This is a genomic window from Hyphomicrobium sp. 2TAF46, from assembly GCF_052114865.1.
Classification (GTDB): Bacteria; Pseudomonadota; Alphaproteobacteria; order Rhizobiales; family Hyphomicrobiaceae; genus Hyphomicrobium_B.
In genome coordinates this window covers 180,159-199,998 of sequence record NZ_JBFRFO010000007.1, presented here as the reverse complement: position 1 = coordinate 199,998, position 19,840 = coordinate 180,159, and the positions used below count along the sequence as shown (strand labels likewise).

The 19,840-nt window shown below is 55.1% G+C and carries 23 protein-coding genes; 5 read left to right on the top strand and 18 right to left on the bottom strand.

Annotated elements, in window-relative coordinates; all coding sequences use genetic code 11:
• Positions 1 to 16 precede the first annotated feature (16 nt).
• From AB4Z24_RS15930 to fabI, 3 genes are read left to right on the top strand one after another with little or no spacing between them, the layout of a single operon-like run.
• A complete protein-coding gene (locus AB4Z24_RS15930; RefSeq protein ID WP_441709804.1) occupies positions 17 to 976 on the top strand; it encodes a bifunctional enoyl-CoA hydratase/phosphate acetyltransferase in 960 nt (319 codons plus the stop codon).
• Positions 977 to 979: 3 nt separating this feature from the next.
• On the top strand, positions 980 to 2,194 hold the full coding sequence (locus AB4Z24_RS15925) for an acetate/propionate family kinase (RefSeq protein WP_441709802.1): 1,215 nt from the start codon (positions 980 to 982) through the stop codon (positions 2,192 to 2,194).
• Positions 2,191 to 2,973, top strand: a complete 783-nt coding sequence (gene fabI, locus AB4Z24_RS15920; protein ID WP_441709800.1) for an enoyl-ACP reductase FabI — start codon at positions 2,191 to 2,193, stop codon at positions 2,971 to 2,973. The genes AB4Z24_RS15925 and fabI overlap by 4 nt, the downstream gene beginning before the upstream one ends.
• An 89-nt stretch (positions 2,974 to 3,062) precedes the next feature.
• Here the strand turns inward: fabI and AB4Z24_RS15915 are convergent, their stop codons facing one another.
• The 18 genes from AB4Z24_RS15915 to AB4Z24_RS15830 form a co-directional block, all read right to left on the bottom strand.
• Entirely contained in the window at positions 3,063 to 3,974 is a 912-nt protein-coding gene (locus tag AB4Z24_RS15915) for a formate--tetrahydrofolate ligase (RefSeq protein ID WP_441709798.1), read from the bottom strand.
• A 119-nt stretch (positions 3,975 to 4,093) separates the two neighbouring features.
• Positions 4,094 to 4,747 (bottom strand): isochorismatase family protein, encoded by a 654-nt coding sequence (locus AB4Z24_RS15910; protein ID WP_441709796.1) that lies wholly within the window; start codon positions 4,745 to 4,747, stop codon positions 4,094 to 4,096.
• Positions 4,747 to 5,859 (bottom strand): porin, encoded by a 1,113-nt coding sequence (locus AB4Z24_RS15905; protein ID WP_441709794.1) that lies wholly within the window; start codon positions 5,857 to 5,859, stop codon positions 4,747 to 4,749. Before AB4Z24_RS15905 ends, AB4Z24_RS15910 begins: the two co-directional genes overlap by 1 nt.
• Positions 5,860 to 5,904: 45 nt before the next feature.
• Positions 5,905 to 6,504 (bottom strand): HupE/UreJ family protein, encoded by a 600-nt coding sequence (locus AB4Z24_RS15900; RefSeq protein WP_441709792.1) that lies wholly within the window; start codon positions 6,502 to 6,504, stop codon positions 5,905 to 5,907.
• Between the two features lie 25 nt (positions 6,505 to 6,529).
• Positions 6,530 to 7,405 carry an urease accessory protein UreD gene (locus AB4Z24_RS15895; protein ID WP_441709791.1) on the bottom strand — a complete coding sequence of 292 codons (876 nt, stop codon included), beginning with the start codon at positions 7,403 to 7,405 and terminating at the stop codon, positions 6,530 to 6,532.
• A complete protein-coding gene (gene ureG / locus AB4Z24_RS15890) occupies positions 7,402 to 8,007 on the bottom strand; it encodes an urease accessory protein UreG (RefSeq protein WP_441710062.1) in 606 nt (201 codons plus the stop codon). Before ureG ends, AB4Z24_RS15895 begins: the two co-directional genes overlap by 4 nt.
• A 45-nt stretch (positions 8,008 to 8,052) precedes the next feature.
• Positions 8,053 to 9,765, bottom strand: coding sequence for an urease subunit alpha (ureC, locus tag AB4Z24_RS15885; RefSeq protein ID WP_441709789.1), 1,713 nt, complete (start codon positions 9,763 to 9,765; stop codon positions 8,053 to 8,055).
• A 16-nt stretch (positions 9,766 to 9,781) separates the two neighbouring features.
• Complete coding sequence (gene ureB / locus AB4Z24_RS15880; RefSeq protein WP_441709787.1) at positions 9,782 to 10,480, bottom strand: urease subunit beta; 699 nt, start codon at positions 10,478 to 10,480, stop codon at positions 9,782 to 9,784.
• Between the two features lie 21 nt (positions 10,481 to 10,501).
• Positions 10,502 to 11,182 carry an urease accessory protein UreF gene (locus tag AB4Z24_RS15875; protein WP_441709785.1) on the bottom strand — a complete coding sequence of 227 codons (681 nt, stop codon included), beginning with the start codon at positions 11,180 to 11,182 and terminating at the stop codon, positions 10,502 to 10,504.
• Positions 11,179 to 11,631, bottom strand: a complete 453-nt coding sequence (gene ureE, locus AB4Z24_RS15870; protein ID WP_441709783.1) for an urease accessory protein UreE — start codon at positions 11,629 to 11,631, stop codon at positions 11,179 to 11,181. Before ureE ends, AB4Z24_RS15875 begins: the two co-directional genes overlap by 4 nt.
• A gap of 6 nt (positions 11,632 to 11,637) precedes the next feature.
• The gene (urtE, locus tag AB4Z24_RS15865) at positions 11,638 to 12,333 is read right to left on the bottom strand and encodes an urea ABC transporter ATP-binding subunit UrtE (RefSeq protein ID WP_441709781.1); all 696 of its coding nucleotides are present in this window, start codon (positions 12,331 to 12,333) and stop codon (positions 11,638 to 11,640) included.
• Positions 12,326 to 13,123 carry an urea ABC transporter ATP-binding protein UrtD gene (gene urtD, locus AB4Z24_RS15860; protein WP_441709779.1) on the bottom strand — a complete coding sequence of 266 codons (798 nt, stop codon included), beginning with the start codon at positions 13,121 to 13,123 and terminating at the stop codon, positions 12,326 to 12,328. Before urtD ends, urtE begins: the two co-directional genes overlap by 8 nt.
• The gene (gene urtC, locus AB4Z24_RS15855; protein ID WP_441709777.1) at positions 13,120 to 14,211 is read right to left on the bottom strand and encodes an urea ABC transporter permease subunit UrtC; all 1,092 of its coding nucleotides are present in this window, start codon (positions 14,209 to 14,211) and stop codon (positions 13,120 to 13,122) included. The genes urtD and urtC overlap by 4 nt, the downstream gene beginning before the upstream one ends.
• A gap of 14 nt (positions 14,212 to 14,225) precedes the next feature.
• A complete protein-coding gene (urtB, locus tag AB4Z24_RS15850; RefSeq protein WP_441709775.1) occupies positions 14,226 to 15,116 on the bottom strand; it encodes an urea ABC transporter permease subunit UrtB in 891 nt (296 codons plus the stop codon).
• A 57-nt stretch (positions 15,117 to 15,173) separates the two neighbouring features.
• Positions 15,174 to 16,418, bottom strand: a complete 1,245-nt coding sequence (locus AB4Z24_RS15845; protein ID WP_441710060.1) for a transporter substrate-binding domain-containing protein — start codon at positions 16,416 to 16,418, stop codon at positions 15,174 to 15,176.
• A 183-nt stretch (positions 16,419 to 16,601) separates the two neighbouring features.
• Positions 16,602 to 17,165: an ANTAR domain-containing response regulator gene (locus AB4Z24_RS15840; protein WP_441710058.1), complete on the bottom strand. Its 564-nt coding sequence runs from the start codon at positions 17,163 to 17,165 to the stop codon at positions 16,602 to 16,604.
• A 54-nt stretch (positions 17,166 to 17,219) separates the two neighbouring features.
• Entirely contained in the window at positions 17,220 to 18,371 is a 1,152-nt protein-coding gene (locus AB4Z24_RS15835) for a transporter substrate-binding domain-containing protein (protein WP_441709774.1), read from the bottom strand.
• Positions 18,372 to 18,457: 86 nt separating this feature from the next.
• Complete coding sequence (locus tag AB4Z24_RS15830; RefSeq protein ID WP_441709773.1) at positions 18,458 to 18,709, bottom strand: hypothetical protein; 252 nt, start codon at positions 18,707 to 18,709, stop codon at positions 18,458 to 18,460.
• A 149-nt stretch (positions 18,710 to 18,858) separates the two neighbouring features.
• Here AB4Z24_RS15830 and AB4Z24_RS15825 point away from each other — a divergent pair, with 149 nt between their 5' ends.
• Together AB4Z24_RS15825 and AB4Z24_RS15820 are read left to right on the top strand one after the other, a co-directional pair.
• Entirely contained in the window at positions 18,859 to 18,984 is a 126-nt protein-coding gene (locus AB4Z24_RS15825) for a hypothetical protein (RefSeq protein WP_441709771.1), read from the top strand.
• Between the two features lie 117 nt (positions 18,985 to 19,101).
• A complete protein-coding gene (locus AB4Z24_RS15820; RefSeq protein WP_441709769.1) occupies positions 19,102 to 19,785 on the top strand; it encodes a hypothetical protein in 684 nt (227 codons plus the stop codon).
• The last annotated feature ends 55 nt before the right edge of the window (positions 19,786 to 19,840 follow it).

Below are 19,840 nucleotides of genomic sequence, written 5' to 3'. Positions count from 1 at the left end.
CTGAGGAGCGCTCATTATGGCGAAGGCAGCTTTCTCGGAATTACATCGCCACGAGAAATACGAACGGCTCATCGCCGCCGCCCAACGCCTTCCAGCACTTCCTACGGCGGTGGCACATCCCTGCGACGCAAACTCTCTCAAGGGAGCGCTCGAAGCAGCCGATGCAGGATTGATTAAGCCGATCCTCATCGGCCCCCAAAATAAAATTACTGCGGTCGCCAACGATATTGGGCGGGATCTGAGCGGCGTAGAGCTGATCGATGTCCCTCACAGCCAGGCCGCTGCTGAGAAAGCCGTTGAGATCGTTCGTTCCGGCAAGGCGGAGCTGCTCATGAAGGGCAGCCTTCACTCCGACGAACTGCTAGGCGCCGTAACGAACCGGGAGAACGGGCTTCGGACGGGTCGGCGCATCAGTCACGTATTCGTAATGGATGTTCCCACTCACCCGCATACGCTATTTATCACGGACGCCGCTGTGAACATCGCGCCCGATCTCACGGCGAAGCGCGATATCGTGCAGAACGCCATAGATCTGTACGCCGGATTGGGACTGGGCAAACCCAAGGTCGCAATTCTTTCGGCCGTCGAGACGGTCACACCCGCCATCCCCTCAACGGTCGATGCCGCTGCACTTTGCAAAATGGCCGATCGTGGGCAAATTACTGGTGGTGAGCTTGATGGCCCTCTTGCATTCGACAATGCCATTAGCCCAACGGCTGCGGGCATCAAGGGCATTAAGTCGCCGGTTGCAGGGCAAGCACAGATCCTGGTCGTTCCGGATCTCGAAGCCGGCAACATGCTCGCCAAAAACCTCACTTTCATCTCGAACGCGGATGCAGCGGGAGTCGTTCTCGGCGCGAGGGTGCCGATCATTCTAACATCGCGTGCCGATACTGTTCGCGCACGTATGGCTTCGTGCGCCGTGGCGATGCTCCTTGCCCACAACCGGCGGGCAACCGCCCCAATCAGGGCCTAGCCGATGGCCGAAACAATCCTGGTAGTGAATGCCGGCAGCTCAAGTATCAAGTTTCAGCTGTTCGCCATAGGACAGGGCGACCAGCTCGACCGTCGCCTCAAGGGTCAGATCGAAGGTATTGGAACACGGCCACGATTGTCAGCGCGCGACGCGAACGGGGCAAGTGCGGTTGACGAGTCATGGAGCCCGGATGAAGTCGGCGAACTTTCCGATGCGCTCGACAGGCTTGTAGTGTTCTTGCGCAATTATGTCGGAAGGTTACCCGTGGCGATCAGTCATCGGGTCGTGCATGGCGGTCCGGACTTTGTCGAGCCGACGACGGTCACTGCCCGCATCATCGATCGCCTTCAACGTTTTATTCCGTTCGCTCCGCTGCATCAACCGAACAACCTCGCGCCGATGAAAATCGTGCTGGAGCGGCAGCCCCAACTCTTGCAGGTCGCCTGCTTCGATACTGCCTTTCATAGAGGTCATCCCGAAATTGCCGATCGCTATGCGATTCCGGAAAATCTCTACAGGGAAGGCGTGCGCAGATACGGATTTCACGGGCTGTCTTACGAGTACATCGCGATGCGGCTCCGTGAAGTGGCCCCGGAAATCGCCGATGGGGGAGTCGTCGCGGCTCATCTCGGCAGCGGGGCCTCGATGTGCGCACTGTCGGCCGGGAAAAGCATTGAGAGCACCATGGGCTTCACGGCGCTCGATGGCCTACCGATGGGAACGCGGCCGGGTCAGATGGATGCCGGGATTGTGCTTTATCTCATAAATGAGAAAGGCATGACCACGAAGGAGGTCGAGCACTTTCTCTATCACGACTGCGGTCTCAAAGGTCTTTCCGGTATCAGCAACGACGTCCGCGATCTGCTCGCAAGCTCCGATCCGCGGGCCAAGCTGGCCCTCGACTATTTCACGTATCGCATCGCGCTCTTTGTGGGTTTGCTTGCAGCCGCACTGGGCGGGATCGACGGCCTCGTCTTCACCGCAGGTATCGGAGAGAATGCGCCTGGAATTCGCCAAGCCGTCTCCGATCGCCTGTCGTGGCTTGGCATCGAACTCTCCGAAATGGCCAATAGAAAAAACGAGCTGCGAATTTCCAGCAAGAGGTCGCGCGTCGCCTGCTATGTCGTCCCGACAGACGAGGAACTGATGATCGCCAAGCACACGCTCGGGGTATTGCGAAAATCTACTTCAGAGCAACTCAAGGAGAAGCGGGCATGATCGATGTCTCGTCGCTCAACCTGCTCAAAGGTAAGAAGGCGCTTGTTACCGGCATAGCCAACGATCAGTCCATCGCGTGGGGATGCGCCAAGGCATTCCAGGCTTTCGGTGCGGATGTCGCCATCACCTATTTCAACGACAAAGCCAAGCCTCACGTCGAACCCTTGGCTCGTGAGGTCGGGGCATCGATCTTCATGCCGCTCGACCTTCAACAGGACGGCCAACTGGAGAGCGTATTTGAAAAAATAGAGAAGAATTGGGGTACACTTGATCTTTGCCTTCACTCGATCGCATACGCGCCCAAGGATGATTTGCAGGGGCGTGTCGTCGATTGCTCCAAGGACGGCTTCCTCAGCGCGATGGAGATCTCGTGCTGGTCCTTCATACGAATGGCCAAGCTCGCCGAGCCCCTGATGAAGTCCGGCGGGGCATTGTTCACGATGACCTATTACGGCTCACAAATGGTGGTCGAGCACTACAATATGATGGGGCCGGTAAAGGCTGCTCTTGAATCCGCGACACGGTATTTGGCCGCCGAGCTTGGTCCGAAGGGAATTAGAGTACATGCGATATCGCCGGGTCCGCTGAAGACACGGGCGGCATCCGGCATTACCGAATTTGATAAGCTCCTTCAGAAAGCTCAGTCAAAGGCGCCAAGCCGCAGCTTGATTTCCATCGACGATGTCGGAGTGGCAGTTGCCTTTCTGGGGACGGATGCCGCGAAGTTGATCACTGGCGAGACGATGTACATAGACGGCGGCTACCACATCATCGATTAGCCCAAGTCGCTCGAGATGGGCGTAGGCCTTGGGAACGCAGAAAGGCGTCTGGGCGTGCGGGGTTTGCTGACTTCAAATGAGCGGGCATGTTATTTATCTTTCGTCGTGGGATACATTCTCCAGAGCAAGTAGGATGCCGGAGCCTCGTCAACCGAAACGACGCCGTGCAGGGAATTTGCATCAAAAAATAATGTGTCACCGCGCTGAAGCACGGATTTGCCGTCTCCGTGCCTGTATCGAAGCTTGCCAGACAATGCATAGACGAAAGCGATACCAGCCTGCCTACTGTACGATGGCCCCGCATCCTTGCTCAATGAAACATAATAAAGCTCCATCGGGCCCATGTCCGAAATCCATTGGCCTTTTAATTGTTGTACGAAGTTATCTCGAAGACTGGTGTGAGACGGGCTGTTACCTTTTCCTGAGGGAATAAAGTAGCAAGGTCGGGATTTCTCCATCCCATCGCAAAACTTGAGGAGTGGAAGATCTAGTTTTTCAGCGAGAGACACTAAAGTTTCGACAGAAGCTGCGACCTTACCATGCTCAATTTTTGAGATCATTCCCACAGAAAGGCCTACCTTATCCGCAAGCTCAGTTACATTCAGATTCAATCTCTGGCGCACAGCGCGCAACTCGGCTCCGACGGCCGCCCGCGCCGTCGCAGCACAATGTTGAAGGTCTGCATCCTTTTCCGCTGAAGCAGGACCTGAGCGATGGCTCGCGCTGCCAGCGATTGCCTTCTTGCCGATATAATTTAGGCCACCGCTCAGACTCGCAGTAGTCGCATTGCCTCCGCTCTGGCTCGGGCTGCTTGCTGTGTTGAGGACGACTTTGCCATCACTTGAGCACTGAATTTTTTGGAGAAGCTCAGGCGAAATCTTTGCCTTGGTCCAGCCAAAGGGTGCGAGGGCATGTCCCGGGACCCCGGTTTGCGATGCGGCGTCGTCAATTGGCCTCAACTTCGCATCACCCGCAATTTTGATGCTAGCTTTGGCGGACAAACGCTGCCTCCCCATAATTAATTCGAGCCCCTGATGCGTTGAGTTGTTGGTTTCCGTACGGAGCGTGTTGACGGCGTCCGGAAGTCTGGCGACGCGGAAATGCTAAGCATGCGCTCCACTCAGTGCTTCTGAATATCGGGAGGAACTCCGGATCGATGCGATTTGATCATCTGAAGCAGCTCGCGAAATTTGGGATGATCACTCCTGCGAAGCCATTCGAACAGCACCATTTCCAAGCTGACCAATGTGGCCCCGAGTCCGCGCAACCGTTCAAACGCGAGGGCACGATCGGACGGTGAATGCGAACCGGTAGCGGAGGTAACTATCCATACGCTGAAGCCAGCATGCAGCAGACTGATGGCGGTCTGTAGAACGCAAACGTGCGCTTCACATCCCGAAATGACGATCTGCGTCCGTTCTTGATTGTGACCGATAGTATCGATTACGCCATCAGCACAGGCGTCGAAGTGAACCTTCGATATCACTGTGCTGCAGTATCGCCGGATGTGCGTAGTGAGCGGCCCAATCTTTTCTGGCGTTTGCTCGGTGGCGACGATGGGTATGTTTAGCAGCCACGCCGCTTCTGCGAGCCGCGCCGCATTTGCCAACACTTGCTCCCCATCGTCGATAGATGGCCAAAGTCTCGTTTGGTGATCGATAAAAAGAAGCAACGAAGACTGCGCGCAGAGAAGATTTGTGCGCCGGTCGGCCGAGCGGGACCCCACCACTTCTTGGCGGGCCCCGCTCGATCGTGGTCTCGACGGGAGACGCATTAGTATTGCAGCTGTAGGCCTGCGATGAACTGATCGACAGACGCGACATTGGGATCTTCGAAGTTCGTTTTTGAATAGAGCAGTGAGACCCGTGCGTCGCTGCCCCGGATGATATAGTTCACTCCCGTTTCGACACGTGAAATGTCGTAGGAATTCTTGCTCATAAGATCCTCGTAACGGATGACGGGCTGCAATTTACCAGGTCCGAAATCATGATCTATGAGGAAGCTTGCGAGGAGGAAGTAACCGTTTCCGTTCACCAGCGGCGTCGATTTATCGTCGGTGTCGTAGTGATAGTACGCCCCTTCGAGCGTGAGTACGTTATTGCCGATCACCTTCTTCTGCATCAGACCATCGACGTTCCACCCAAAATAGCGTCCAGGATCGAGCGAAGATCCAGTGGCGCGGTCTTGGTATGTCGTCGAGAATCCGACAGATAGAATTTCCTTTTTCCCGTAGTAATCACTGGCCACGTAATAGCCGGGCTCAGGATCCCAGAAGTCATAACTGGCACGGCCGACGTAGAGGAAGTTTCCACCACCTCCGGGAACAGTTGCACAAGGACTCTCTCCTCTGCAGCCCTCGTAAGCGCCGGCCCAATATTTGAATTTTCCACCGCCTGTCTGGCCCCAAATAGTGACGCCATCATCGCGACCTTGAAAATGATTAGGGAAGGCCGACACAATCGGATAATCCCAAACTCCCAGATAATACGGGCCGTCTAAATTCGATCTATCTTGGGGCAGAACCATGCGTCCCGCCCATACATTGAAGTAATCATTGAACTCGAAGCGTACGGCCGCGTCGAGCACGTGGATTCCGCTCGGATCCCCAGGCAGGTATGGGAACGCTCCACCGGTGGATTCAATCTCGGTATTGAAAGTGAACCCGAGGACCTTGTTGAACTGACCACTTGTAAGAATACGGGCGCTTTCGAGAAAGCCGTCGGTATCACCATCCGTCGACCTTATCGAAGCGCGAACAGCACCCCAGATGGTAAAACTCGCACCATTCCCGAGGTCGATTGTCTCTCCTGCGTGAGCTGATCCCACGCCAAGAAGCGCGAGTATGGCCGACGTTACGCACACACGTGTCCTATAGGCGGCAAGCATGACTTCCCCCATTGTTTAAGTGTCTATTTTTCTGAGTGGAAAGTGTTACATGGCCACCGCCATGAGACCGGCACCCACCAACGCCACGCCCGCCCCCAGCGAGCGCATTACCACGTCACCGTAACGGCCCGTGATCCTTGTAATGAGAAGCCCGATGCAGATACCGGCCGCATGTAAGGCGGCAGTCATCAGAATGAAGCCGGCTGCGTAAGCTAGACCGTTGGCACTCTCCGGCATCTCCGTTCCATGAGAATGACCATGGCAAAGGCCAAATAGCGCGACGAGCGTCATCGCCGAAACGAGACCCAGATGCGATCGGCAAGCAACGATTGCGCCGAGCGTAAATACCGACGAAGCTATTCCAAATTCGGCCAAGCCGAACTTGAAGCCGAGCACACCTAAAGCTGCGCCTATCGCCATCGATCCAACGAACGAAGCTGGAACCAGAAAGAGCGCACGGCCTCCGAGCTGAGCCGCGAATGTACCAACCATAACCATCGCAAGCAGATGATCGATGCCGAATATCGGGTGCAAAAGACCGTTGGAAAAGCCAACGGTCGGTCCGAAACCAACGTGCGCGTAAGCAGCGTTAGCGCAACACATCAAACCGACCGTGGCGACAGATCTTGCTGTCAAGGTGTGCATTGCAATTCCTTTCATCCTCCTGAACTCATTTTCTACGTTTCTGCGGGATTTTGCCGAATGCCGATTGGACGACGGTTGAGAACAGGTCGTCAGTGACTGCGCGCACCACGGCCGCGCTTGAAGCGAGCATTTTGATGCTAAGTCCTGCATGGTTCGGCAGCTCGCTCACACCAACCACACAGTCCATTCCGCGCGCGGCGATATCTTGAATGGCATCGCTGGCGGGCAGTCGGGCGCGATTTCCAAGGAGAAGAAAGTTCGAAACGATTGTGAATTGACCGATTGGTGTCGTTGCCGATGCGAAGTCCGCGCCGCGGATTTCGAAGCTCTCGCGCACGAGCAGCCGTTCAGCTATATCGCGAACTACGGTCTCCGAGCTGTACTTCTCGAACGTCCGCGATTTCTTTGCGAAGTCGTGCTCGGTGAATGACTCACCGACCATGAGAGCGGATGTCGGGTGGAGAGCAATGTCGAGCGTCGTAGTGTATTCAGCGCCCGGGAAAAAGACCAACGCCTCCGGGACGACACATAGGAAGGTGTCTTCTTCCATTGTTATTTGCGTGCTTTGCTTGGCAGCCTGGCCATAGCAATCGTGGACGAGCGTCGCTGCCTGGGTGGTAATATGAGCCGCTGTCCGGGTCCCCATCCTGATTTGGCATGTGAGGTGATCCGATCGGTACACACCTCCCGACGATGACTGCTGATAAACAGTAGTTAGGGCAGGGATGAGGGGATCGAGTGTGAACGGCCTGGTTAGGTGAAACGGGTAAGAGACATACTGACGTTCCAGAATCGTGCGGTCACCGTGACGGCCGAAAGAGAGGTCAAAGCAAGCCTTGCGGTCTTGCTCGACTCTTCGCTCCACACGCTGATCGGATTGCCCGTTCCAATAAACGTTCATCGGAACAAAACCTCAGACATCAGCCTGTCGGTAACTTCTTCGATTCCTTTCTGATGGCGACAGTTCGTGAATGACAGAGGCTTGCCGTTGCGCGCCGCGGTTGCCTCGCGCTCCATGAGGCTCAGATCAACACCGACGTGCGGAGCGAGATCAGTTTTGTTGATGACCAGAAGATCGCATTTGATCAGGCCGGGGCCATTTTTCCGCGGAATATCATCTCCACCCGCCACGTCAATAACGAACATCCACCAGTCGACGAGGTCCAGTGAGAAAGTCGATGCGAGATTGTCGCCGCCGCTTTCAATTAGGATAAGCTCCACGTCCGGAAACCGATTTTCGAGATCATCCGCCGCCGCGATGTTCAAGGTAGGATCTTCGCGGATTACTGTATGAGGGCAAGCGCCAGCCTCGACCGCCGCGACACGGTTAGGATCGATGAGACCCGATCGGCGAATCCGGTTCGCATCTTCCGCCGTTACAAGATCGTTGGTCACGACTGCGATCGATACACCACGACGGGAAAAGGAGGGAATTAGCCGCTCAATCAGCGCCGTTTTTCCCGATCCGACTGGCCCGCCGATGCCCACACGAGCGGCGCCGATCCGTGATTTTTGGGTGAGCGAATGTTGTGCTGATACGTTCACGGATCACCTCAACATATATCGTTGCGATAGCGGTAGCTCATGAGCGGGCTCGCAAGTCGCCAATTGGCCGTCGACGAAAACATCGAAAGTCTGCGGATCGACGCGAATATCCGGGCACGCGTCGTTGCGCAGCATGTCCTTCTTTGAAAGACCGCGCGTGCCTCGTGCGGGCAGCAAGTACTTTTTCAGATCCAAGGTCTTTGAGATGCCGCGATCGATAGCGGCTGGATTTACGAAACACGCCGATAGCGATCCGCTAGCACGGCCGAAGGCACCCCATTGAGGTCGCAACGCCCTGGGTTCGCATGTCATGAGAGAGGCGGAGCTATCCCCCATCGCGCCCCATGCGATGAACCCGCCCTTCAGGATAAGCTCTGGCTTGATCCCAAAGAAGGCCGGGTTCCAAACGACGATGTCAGCGAGTTTGCCGTCTTCGAGCGAACCTATGTGGTCAGCGATTCCAAAGGTACGAGCGGGATTGATCGTGTATTTGGCGATGTACCGCTTAATGCGCTCATTGTCGCCAAACGGCGTCGCTTCTTCAGGTAGCCGCCCGCGTTGATTTTTCATCTTGTCGGCGAGTTGCCACGTTCGGCATATGACCTCGTTGATCCGCCCCATGCCCTGGCTATCTGAACCGAGCATCGAGATGGCGCCAATATCGTGAAGGATATCTTCAGCCGCTATTGTCTGGGCGCGAATGCGGCTTTCCGCGAATGCAACGTCCTCTGGGATTGCCGGATTCAAGTGATGACAAACCATCGTCATATCGAGATGTTCGTCGAATGTATTGATGGTGTAGGGATTAGTTGGATTGGTTGAGGAGGGCAGACACCACGAGAGGCCTGCGACGCGGATAATGTCGGGGGCGTGCCCTCCACCGGCGCCTTCGGTGTGGTACATGTGAATTGTGCGCTCCGCGATGGCGGCAAGCGTATTCTCGACAAACCCGGACTCGTTGAGCGTATCGGTGTGGATTTGGACCGGGAAGTCCATCACATCGGCTACTGCAAGACAGGTATCGATGGCAGCCGGCATCGACCCCCAGTCTTCGTGCAGCTTCAGCCCCAGGCAGCCAGCTTCAATCTGCTCAACGAGGGATGCGGGCTTATGAGAATTGCCTCGACCCAAAAATCCGAAGTTGAGCGGCCATTGCTCAGCCGCTTGGAGCATTTTTCCGACGTTGAATGCTCCCCCACAATCGATCCCGACAGTGATGGGACCAAGAGAACCACCGAGCAAGGTCGTAACGCCCGATGCGATCGCGTGCTCGCAGAGCTGCGCACTGTCGAAATGGACGTGCACGTCGATTCCGCCGGCCGTGGCAATCATCCCCTCGCAGTCTCGTACTGCCGTCGCGGCTGAAACGATGAGGCGAGGATCCACTCCCTCCATGATTGCCGGATTTCCGGCTTTTCCAATCCCTACAATTCTGCCGTCCTTGATGCCGAGGTCACCCTTGACGATCCCGACGACTGCGTCGATGACCGTGACATTGCAAAGTAGGAAATCGAGCGCGCCCTCGCTACTTGTAACGCCAGCTGCGAGACCGGCTCCGTCGCGAAGTGTTTTTCCGCCGCCGTGAAGACACTCGTCGCCATAGCTAGCGAAATCCCTCTCAACAACCGCGATAAGCGAGGTGTCTCCCAATCGCACGCCATCCCCAACTGTGGGACCGTACATAGCGGAATAATCGCGACGTGATAGTACAGCCAATGTTTAGTCTCCTTTATCAGCTCGTCCGGAAGCCGCGCGCGCGGGCGCGATCGAGTGCCGCTGCTTTGACAGCCGGGTCTCGTGCGGAGCCGTTGGTGAGTCCGTTCAATCCAGAGAGGTGGCGTTCGCCGCCGAATTCCGTGAGTTCAACTACTTTCTCTTGTCCCGGCTCGAAACGGACTGCAGTTCCGGCTGGGATATCGAGGCGCATGCCGAACGCAGCGTCGCGATCGAAATCGAGCGCTCGATTCACCTCGAAGAAATGATAGTGCGAGCCAATTTGCACGGGCCGATCACCTGCATTCGTGACTCTCACGCTGATCTTGCGACGGCCGGCATTGAGTTCGATATCTCCCTCGATCGCGAATACTTCCCCGGGCGTGATGGCGTCATGGTCCGAAGCGCCCGGCTTCGGCCGTAAGGGATCGTGGACGGTGACGAGTTTCGTACCGTCTCTGAAAGTCGCTTCCACCTGCAGCATCGGCAACATGGCCGCGACACCGGGTAGGACATCATCTTGCGTGAGAATTTGCGATCCGATTGACATCATTTCAGCAACGGATTTCCCGTCGCGCGCGCCTTCGAGTATTTCATCGGAAATGAGCGCCACGGCCTCCGGATAGTTTAGTTTCAGCCCCCGGCTTCGCCGCTTTCGAGCAAGCTCTGCCGCGGAAAAGATCGTTAAGCGTTCGAGTTCGGTAGGTGTAAGCAGCATCTGTGACCTGTCTCTCGCCTTTCAATTCGAAAACAATCGCTGCCCGGTCGTGCCGTGCAATGAAATCGCAATCTCCGAAAGTGGGATGAAAGCGCGCAAAGGTTCATTTCGCGACACTGGAGAGTCGGAAGCTTTTGCGATGACGGGAATGATTCTCGTGAGGTACGATTGGGCATCGATCGCGCCGACGAGCCCAAGGCGAATGGCTGCCGTTGTCAGAGACGCGGCGGATTGATAGCCGCTCATTAGAACGGCATCTTCCTCATCGATTTCGAGTGAGTTCCACAGAAGCCCTTGTGCAACCGCAACATGGCCATGTGCCTTCCCATCACGAACCATGCCCCGATACGTTTTTGCGTAGCGCGTACCGATCCTTTCGTGAGTAGTGAGAAGACCCATTCCATTTCGCCGCGAACCTACTCTAAGCGGCTCGCTTATCGTGGATGCCTCTACTTCCGCATCTAATTCTGCGAGCGCTTCTAGATCATTGTAGAGCCTATAAGCTCTGATGATTGCGATGCGTTCGCTGGAAGCCCAGCGGTGTACGATCTGCGCATAGAGAAAATTCCATAAGTCAAAGGATCCCAGCCGCTCTTGTTGCTGCGAGAACGCTTCGAGCCCCTGCGAAAATGCGAAGGCGCCAGATGGAAATTGGCTGTCGGCATGCTGAAAGGTTCGGAGAAGCTTTTCGCGCAATATCATTGGATTTCCTGAGCGGTTGCTCGCCCTTCCCGGACTATGGCGTCTAGCCGCGCCATATAGGTGTCGAGCGGACCATCAAGCGAGACAAGGATGTGTTCGCTTTCGAAGCGCACACGCCAGTGCAGATTGCCGACGAGATACCCGAGCTCAAGCGCATCCCGGAGCGTTTGAGGAACGATCCGAAGCCAGCGTTGTTCTTCTGCTCGGACCACGATGGCCTTATCGCTATTGAGATAAAGAATAGCGCCATCGAACAAGCGATCCTGCCGCGATAAGGCTATCGCCAGGTCTTCGCCATGATCGGTACGCGCGCGCAAACGCCGGCGATCGAGGTCGGTCGGCGCAACGCGCACGAAATCGAGCGTCATTCCTTGATGCTCGTATTCATGAAGCTTGTGATGAAGATCGGGATCGTTTCGATCCCCGATAATTCTATCGATGAGAAGCATAGCTTTTCACAAACCCATATGCCGATGAATGAGGTCGTTGGAGAGTTCATTCGCAGTGCCGGTTACGCGCACACGTCCCTTTTCGAGAATCGCAAACCGATGGGCAGCACTGCGCGCAAACCGGATTTTCTGCTCGATAAGGATGATCGTGAGACCGTGAACACGATTGAGATTGGTGATCGATCTTTCGATGTCCTCGACGATATTTGGCTGAATCCCTTCGGTGGGCTCATCCAACAGGAGAACACTTGGATCGGTCGCGAGCGCTCGCGCTATTGCCAGTTGTTGTTGCTGACCACCCGAAAGATTTGTTCCACGCCGGTGAAGGTGGTCCTTAAGCATGGGAAAGGTATCCCACACGAGTTCCGGAACTGACCTCCGGCCATCATCGCGCGCGTTGCATCCCAGCAAGATGTTTTCAAGAACCGACAAGCCGGGAACAATTTCGCGACCTTGAGGAACGTAACCAATTCCGAGTCGGGCGCGCATATGTGTCGGCATGGACGAGATATCCTTGCCCTCAAATTCGATGCGCCCCGTTGTGTTGACGGTTATTCCGACCAGGCTGCGAAGAAGAGTGGTCTTGCCGACACCATTTCGGCCTAGAAGACAGAAGATCTCACCTTCACGAACCTCTAGATCGAGATCGTGGATGATGTGGCTGGTGCCGTAGAAGGCGTTTAATGCTTGCAATTTAAGCATGGGTGAGCGTTGCCGATCCGAGATAAGCCTCAACTACCGCCGGGTTCCTCTCAATTTCAGAGGCGGTACCTTCAGCGAGAATGGCTCCTTGATGCATCACAGTGATTTTTCGACAGATACGTTTGACGAATGCCATATCGTGTTCGATGACCAGCACGGTATGCGAGCCCGCCAGATCGAGAAGGAGCTCTGCGGTCTTGTCGGTCTCAGCGGCCGTCATGCCCGCCGCCGGTTCATCCAGAAGGATGATTTTAGGATCTTGGCTAAGCACCATCGCGAGCTCTAGCCATTGAAGCTGCCCGTGTGAGAGTTCTGAAGCTCTGCGATTCAGCACGCCACTGAGGCCGGTTCGGAAAGCAACGTCTGCTTCGACATCAGTTGGTCGGGGAGGTCGCCACGAGAACAGGTTCGAGAACACACTCGTTCGACGGTTGCTGGCGACCTGAAGATTTTCGAGAACCGTCATCTCCTTAAATACGCTCGGCGTTTGAAATTTTCGCCCAACGCCGCTACGGGCGATTGCCGCTTCTCCGATGCCGGTGATGTTTCGATCCCGCAACCAAACTTCACCTTCGGTGGGAAGCGTTTTTCCGCACAGCAGGTCTAGTAGCGTGGATTTCCCGGCTCCATTTGCCCCAATTATGACGCGCAACTCACCACGCGAGACATCGAGATTGACTTTGTTTACTGCGGCAAAGCCGTCGAATTTGACGGTAAGATCCTTTGTACGCAGGACCGGTTGAGCGCAGTGGTTCCTGTCGACCTGGGAGATATTGGGGATGGCGTTCATTGAGTGACCTCTTTCAGAGAACGAGGTTGCCCGGCCTTGGCCATCCACGACTTTACGACGCCGGCAATTCCCTCCGGCATAACCAGCACGACAAGAACGAACATCAGTCCGAGCACGATTGGCCATACCGGCTGAAGCGTGGCATTCTCGCTAGCTACGGAACCAATGAAATTGACGATCAGCGCGCCCACGCAGGCGCCTAATAGCGAACTTCGTCCGCCCAACGCTGCCCAAATGACCATAGAGATGCTGAAGGACGTCGACATAAGTGATGGCGACGCGAACTCGGATGTTACCGCAAAAAGTATTCCCGCAATTCCGGCAACCCCAGCGGAAAGACAATAGATAAAGAGCTTATAGTTTTCGACGTTGTAGCCTAGATAGCGAACGCGTGAGTCATCCTCGCGCACGGCTTTGAGAACGTGACCCAAGCGCGTGGAGACGACGAGTCGAGACAGAAGAACAACGATTAGTAGGACTGCCGCTACCAGATAGTAGACAGTCTTTCCGTACGGATCGAATTCGACACCGCCGACGCTCAATGGAGCAAGATCGGCTAGCCCGTTGAAGCCACCCGTAAGGGGCTGATTGTTGATTATCAGCATTTGGCCGATCAGTGCCAACGCCAACGTTATGATGCTCACGTAGACGCCAGACGTGCGGCGCTTGAACATGACGTATCCAAGCGCGGTGGCGATGGTACAGGGAACGACTATCCCCGCAAGAACTCCTATCGAAAGATATCGAAAGGGCTGCCAAAGGAAGGAACCAGGTGTAACGCAACACAGGTCTCGAAGCGCATTCGGCTCCATATTGAGAAGCATGAATTGCGGGATAGGATTATTGTCAGGAACCGCCAATGTCAGAGACATCGCGATCATGTAGGCGCCAATTCCGAAGAAGAGGCCTTGGCCAAGACTTAGTATTCCCGCATAGCCCCACGATAGGCTGATGCCCACCGCACAAATGGCGTAAACCAGGTAAACGGCGATCCGATTTGTCCAGAAGCTGTTCAACGCAAATGGTAATGCGAAAACAACTGCGAAGAACAAGAGATAGGCTGCTAATGTAATAGTGCGGTCTTTCATAGGCTTTCCATACGTCAGCGATTGCGGCTCACAAAAAGCCCCTGTGGCTTGAAGAGGAGGATGAGAATTACGAATGCGAAGAGAACGGTGCGGCCGTACACGTCGTTCGACCATGTAGCCACGAAGCTCTGGACTTCGCCGAGGATGCCGGCGGACAAAACCGTACCGAGCAGGTGCCCGACTCCGCCTGCCACGACGACTAAGAACGCATCGATAACGTAGGGTGCGCCCATGTCGGGAGAGACTGTCTTGAAGCCAGAGACAAGAACTCCGGCAATACCCGCAAGGCCAGACCCATACGCGAATGCCAGTGCATTAATGCGTTTGTCGTTGACGCCACAAGCCGCGGTGATGTTGCGTGCCGCGGAAACGGCTCTTAACTGGCTACCAAATCGCGTTTTGTAGATCAGCCACCAACTTACGAGACCGAGAACAACCGCAACGCCAAAAACATAGGCGCGGTACACAGGGATATTTGTTCCCAGGACATGCAGCGTTTGTTGGAGCTCAACAGGAACTGGAACGTTCTGCAGATCTGAACCGAGACCGTCGATCTGGATTCCGAAGAGTGCGAATCCGAAATGGATTCGGATCAGTTGCTGCAGAATGAGCGCTATGCCCCATGTCGCGAGTAGAGTGTCAAGCAGGCGTCCGTAGAGCGGACGCACTACGAGGAGTTCAATGGCAAGTCCGAAGAGCGCGGCGACGAGGAAGGCAAGTGGTAAGCAGCTGTAGATGCTCAATCCCAAATGCTTGGAAGCGAGCACCGTGACGTATGCGCCGATCATCACCATCTCGCCGTGAGCAAGATTGATGACTTTCATCGTGCCGTAGACGATCGCCAAGCCTAGGGCAACGATGAATAGAATCGAAGCTATGCTAAGCCCAATTACGAAGGTTTCCATGCGAGATCTCAGACAAACTATTTCTCGTGCAAGGGAAGGCCGTTAATGGAGGTGCGCTCAGAGAGACGCACCACTCGCCTTGCAAATGCGATTGTCTGCGGTTTCGCCAACGCTTGAATAGGGCAACGGAACCAGCGGCTCGGTATATTGATCGACGATATCAAACATGCCGTCCGATCGTGCCTTGCCGATGCGTGGAGTGAGGAACGAATGAAGGTTCTGCGGATCAATCGTAACCTTGCCCTGGGGCGCATCAAATGACATGCCCCCCACGGTGGCCACGACTGCCTGGGAAGAGACGTCGCCAGCTTTTTCTGCGGCCATGGCCCACATGTGGACGCCGGTATAGACAGCTTCCATTGCGGCGTGCGTTACCGAATCTGCGCCAGCAAATTCCTTGAAAGCCTTTACGAAGGCTTTGTTCTGCGGAGTGTCTACCGTCTGGAAATAGGGCAGCGATACATAGCTGCCTTTCGCATATTCGGGACCCATGGCTCGGACCTCAACCTCAGTCGTGGTGGAGGAGCACAGGGGTAGTTTCTCGAAGTCATAACCCTGGTTACGAAGTTCGCGATAGAACGCGACGATGGAATCCCCGACCACGTTCGAGAAAATCACATCAGCGCCGCTCGAACCGATCTTGGAGACCATCGAAGCCCATTCGGTGTGACCGAGAGGGAGGTATTCATCACCGACGACTTGCATTCCAATTTTTGCGCAAAGCGTTTTTGACGTTTTGGCCATCCCGCGAGGGAATGCATAGTCGGAGCCAACAATGAAAAGCTTGTTTTTTCCGAGCTTGCTCTTAAGCCAAGGTATAGAATTCTCGAGCTGTTGATTGGGCACCGCCGATCCGGCGTAAAGAACACTCTTTGAACATTCCTCACCCTCGTACCAAGTGGGCCATACCAGCAATCCCTTACGGCGCTCTACGACGGGCAGCACAGCTTTTCGGCTTGCCGTCGTATAGCAGCCAAATATCACTGGCACCTCGTCCTCGATCGTCAATTTACGGGCTTTTTCACTGTAGGTTCTCGGTTCAGATGCCGGATCCTCGATGACGGGACGCAATTGCTTTCCGAGCACACCGCCCTTCGCATTGATCTCAGCGATCGCCATCAACGCGCACTGGTTCATCGACTTTTCGACGATCGCCGTAGTGCCGGTTAGTGAGTAAAGTATTCCGACGGGGATCGTGCCTTCGGCTTTGACCGAACGAGAGCTCAGAATGGTTGGCGCAGCCAACCCTCCTGCAGCAACTCCCATAGCTTTGATAAATTGACGTCTGTCGGGATTTTTCATTTTTCCTATTTCTCTCCCTGGCGCCGCCGCGTTTTTTGCGGTCTGTGAAAGTCGAAAAACAAAAAAGCCCACGTCCTCCCGGTGAAGGGAGAACGTGGGCTTCATAGCCTTACGATGCACGACGGCACTGTCGTGCATCAGAAATGGAATCGCTCGTGTCCTGAGCGTTAGTTCATTTTTATACTAGTCACCGCGCAGATTATTCGTCAATAGCGTGTGCGCTGCAATAATTGCGTCGGCAAGTTCATCCATCGACATCCGTTTCGCCATCGCTTGCTGCCTGATGCATTCGTAGGCGCCATCTTCGGTCAGTCCCTGAGTCTGCATTAGGATCTCCTTGGCGCGGAGGATCTGTTTGTTGCTTCGCAGACGGCGTTCCAACTTTCTGATGCGTTTGCTTGCGTTCTGCCGTTCGAGCCAAATCGCTCTTGTAATCATAAGGTTCGTCAGCAGCCCAAATGGTCTGATCGGCCGATCGATAAATCCGAGCGCACCACACTCAAGAACGATCTGAAATGTCGATGGATCTTCGAAAGATATCACGGCCAAAAGCGCCGGGTCTAACGGCTCAACCGGTCGAAACAAATTTAGAATTTGCTCACGACACGATGGTTCGATCGCAATGATCACGACAGACGCGGTCGGACTAATCTGGTCCGGTAGTGGCCATGTGGCCTCACACGTGCAGCCTATACGATTGAGATGTTCGATAAGGACTTTGCCCTCCGCATCAGGCGGATGAATCACCTGTACGCGCAATCCCTTCAAACTTTGAAGTAGCTCTTTGGACACCTTACCCCATCATACATTGCAGTTGGACTGGGGCTCAGGGGCGTGCCAGCCGTCGCCTGAAGACGTTACAAAGTAAACGTCAGGCCGGATTCGGTTTTCGGACTGCCATACGATCTCGAACTGCCCGGCTTCGTTTATACGCGCAATGCGTGACCAAAGTTCTGTGTGGTGGTTGTCGGGATCGATGCGTATTCGTCCCTGAGGCGCCTCGAATTCCATACCCCGAAGGTGTTTCGCAATGAGCTCGGGATCATCGTCGCCCGCAAGCGCAAGCGCCTTTGCGAACAGATGAACCTGACAGTAAACAGCTTCGGCGCTCGATGTAATGGGTGCGCTCGGGCCAAATCGCTCTTTGAATGCCGTAACAAAGCGACGAGCCTCGGGGCGATCAAGGTTTTCGAAGAACGATGCTGACGTTAGATGGCCAGCAACAACCTCCGGCAGCACTGTGGCGACCTCGGCCTCGGTCATCGTTAAGCTCGCGATCGGCGTCTTACGCGCGTCTAGGCCTGCAAAGTGGAAACTTTCAAACAGCTGCTGCGATCCGAGCCCAACGACCGTAGATACTATGACATCTGGCGCATTATTTTTGATGCTCCTGATGATTTTCTGAAAGTCCTTTGCCGTGGCTTCTACCGGAACATAGATCTCATCGACGACTTGGCCGCCCGAGAGCTCCACAAGCTCCGAAATCACACGATTGTACTCCCGGGGGAACACGTAGTTTGAACCGACTAGTAAAAACCGGGACCCGAACTTCTCGATAAGGTATTTCGCTAGTGCGACAGCATTTTGGTTAGCAGCGGCTCCGCCGTAGAAACATCGACTTGAGTACTCAAAGCCCTCGTAAAACGTGGGGTAAAACAATAACCCTCGGAAAGCTTCGATCTGGGGGAGTACCACTTTCCTTTCTGAAGACATGTAGCAGCCGAAGACGATGCGGACTTTGTCCTCCTTCAGCAACCTGATTGCATACTCCTGAAACCTTGGCGGTGAACAGCCCGGATCATAATGAATCGCGCGTAGATTCCGCCCGAGCACACCGCCGGAAGAGTTGATTTCTTCGATCGCCAGGAGCGCTGCATTCAACTCCGACGTCTCTGCGCCCGCGGTGACTCCTGTCCTTGAGAACAGGATGCCGATCTTCCATTCTTCCGCCACAACCGCCGTCCCAAGTCCACCATTTATGTCTCTGCGATTCCGAGTGGCACCGCTCAACGTAAGCTTCCCATAGTATTTCTATGATTTCAAACCCTGCTTTGAGCGTCGTACTTCCAGCCGTCGATCACACAATCGAGCATCGAAGCATCTGCAGCGGCCGTCTCCTTGGCGAACATCCGTGGACCGGGTGATGCGTCCCAGCCCGTCACCGGAAGCAGATTGTCGGCGGGCGGGAATAGTCCATCTCCCGCGACCGAACTCCTGAACAGCCGCTCACTGACGACGTCGAATTCGACGGGGTCGTCTGCTCCTGCGCCGAGCCCGTACCCGACGGGCATTGTTGGAGATCAGAAACGCGACATAGATAAAAACACTTGCCTGAATCGCCTGGACCCCAGCCGGCTATTTCATGTCTTCGCCCGGAGGAGACAATCTGGGCGGCTGGCACATCAATCGCGGGTTTAATCACGCGGCGGATTTGTTCCCCATGTCTCGCTTCCGCGACCGCTTTTATCGGCCTGACATCTGGTCGATCCTTCTCGCGTCCACGCCGGGTAAGCGGCTGGAGCTTGCCGACAAGGCTTCGCGCAAATCGATCAAGGGAGATCTTTGAGGGACGACAAGACGAATAAGATGTACCGAAACTAAACTGTACCGGAAGAATTTCGGCCAACATTCGGGTTTCATATAGCTGCCGTAGAGCTGATACTCGAAATTTATCGGGGTGAACATGCAATCTTCGAAGGCAAAGCCTATCGTCAACGATGCCACCGAAATCGCGGGGGAAGCCGCAACGCATGGGACGGGCAATTGGCTGGCAGTTCTGATATCTGGATTGGCGTTGACCGGGTCTGTCGTCTCCTTATGGGAGACCACGCTGAGACAGCCGGAAATCAAGCTCTATGTTTCGGAAAACATTCAGTATACACGCGATCCCTATGGTCCTTTTGAGGTCCTGGCCGTACCGGTTACGATAACCAACAGCGGAGCGCGCGATGGTGCTGTTCTCTCGCTTCAACTTGAAGCGAAGAGCCCGGCCACAGGTCAAATCGAAAAGTTCAAGAGCAGCTATTTGGCTGACGCCCAATATTTCGGGAGCCGAGATGACGTTGCTGAGCGCCTGAAGCGTCCAAAAACTCCATTTGCCCCGATCTCCGTGTCGGGCCGCAGCGCCTTCACCGGCACAATATTATTTTACCGTTCGGCCTCGAACGGAAAAAATCTCATTGAACCCGTCTCGAAACTCGACATGACGGTTTCCGTCACGCTACCCCCCCGGACCGGATGGCTGGACAAAGCCTTGGCTACCGACCCACCAGCCGTCACCATCAAAGCCGACGTGCCAACATTCTTCCCTGGCGCCCTGGTGAGCGGAGACAACGCGCCTCTGCAAGTAACATCAGGCGCGTTCTAAAGATCGATGCGGCCAGTGAGTTGGACGTCCGGATGCTGATGTTCGCTACCGGGCA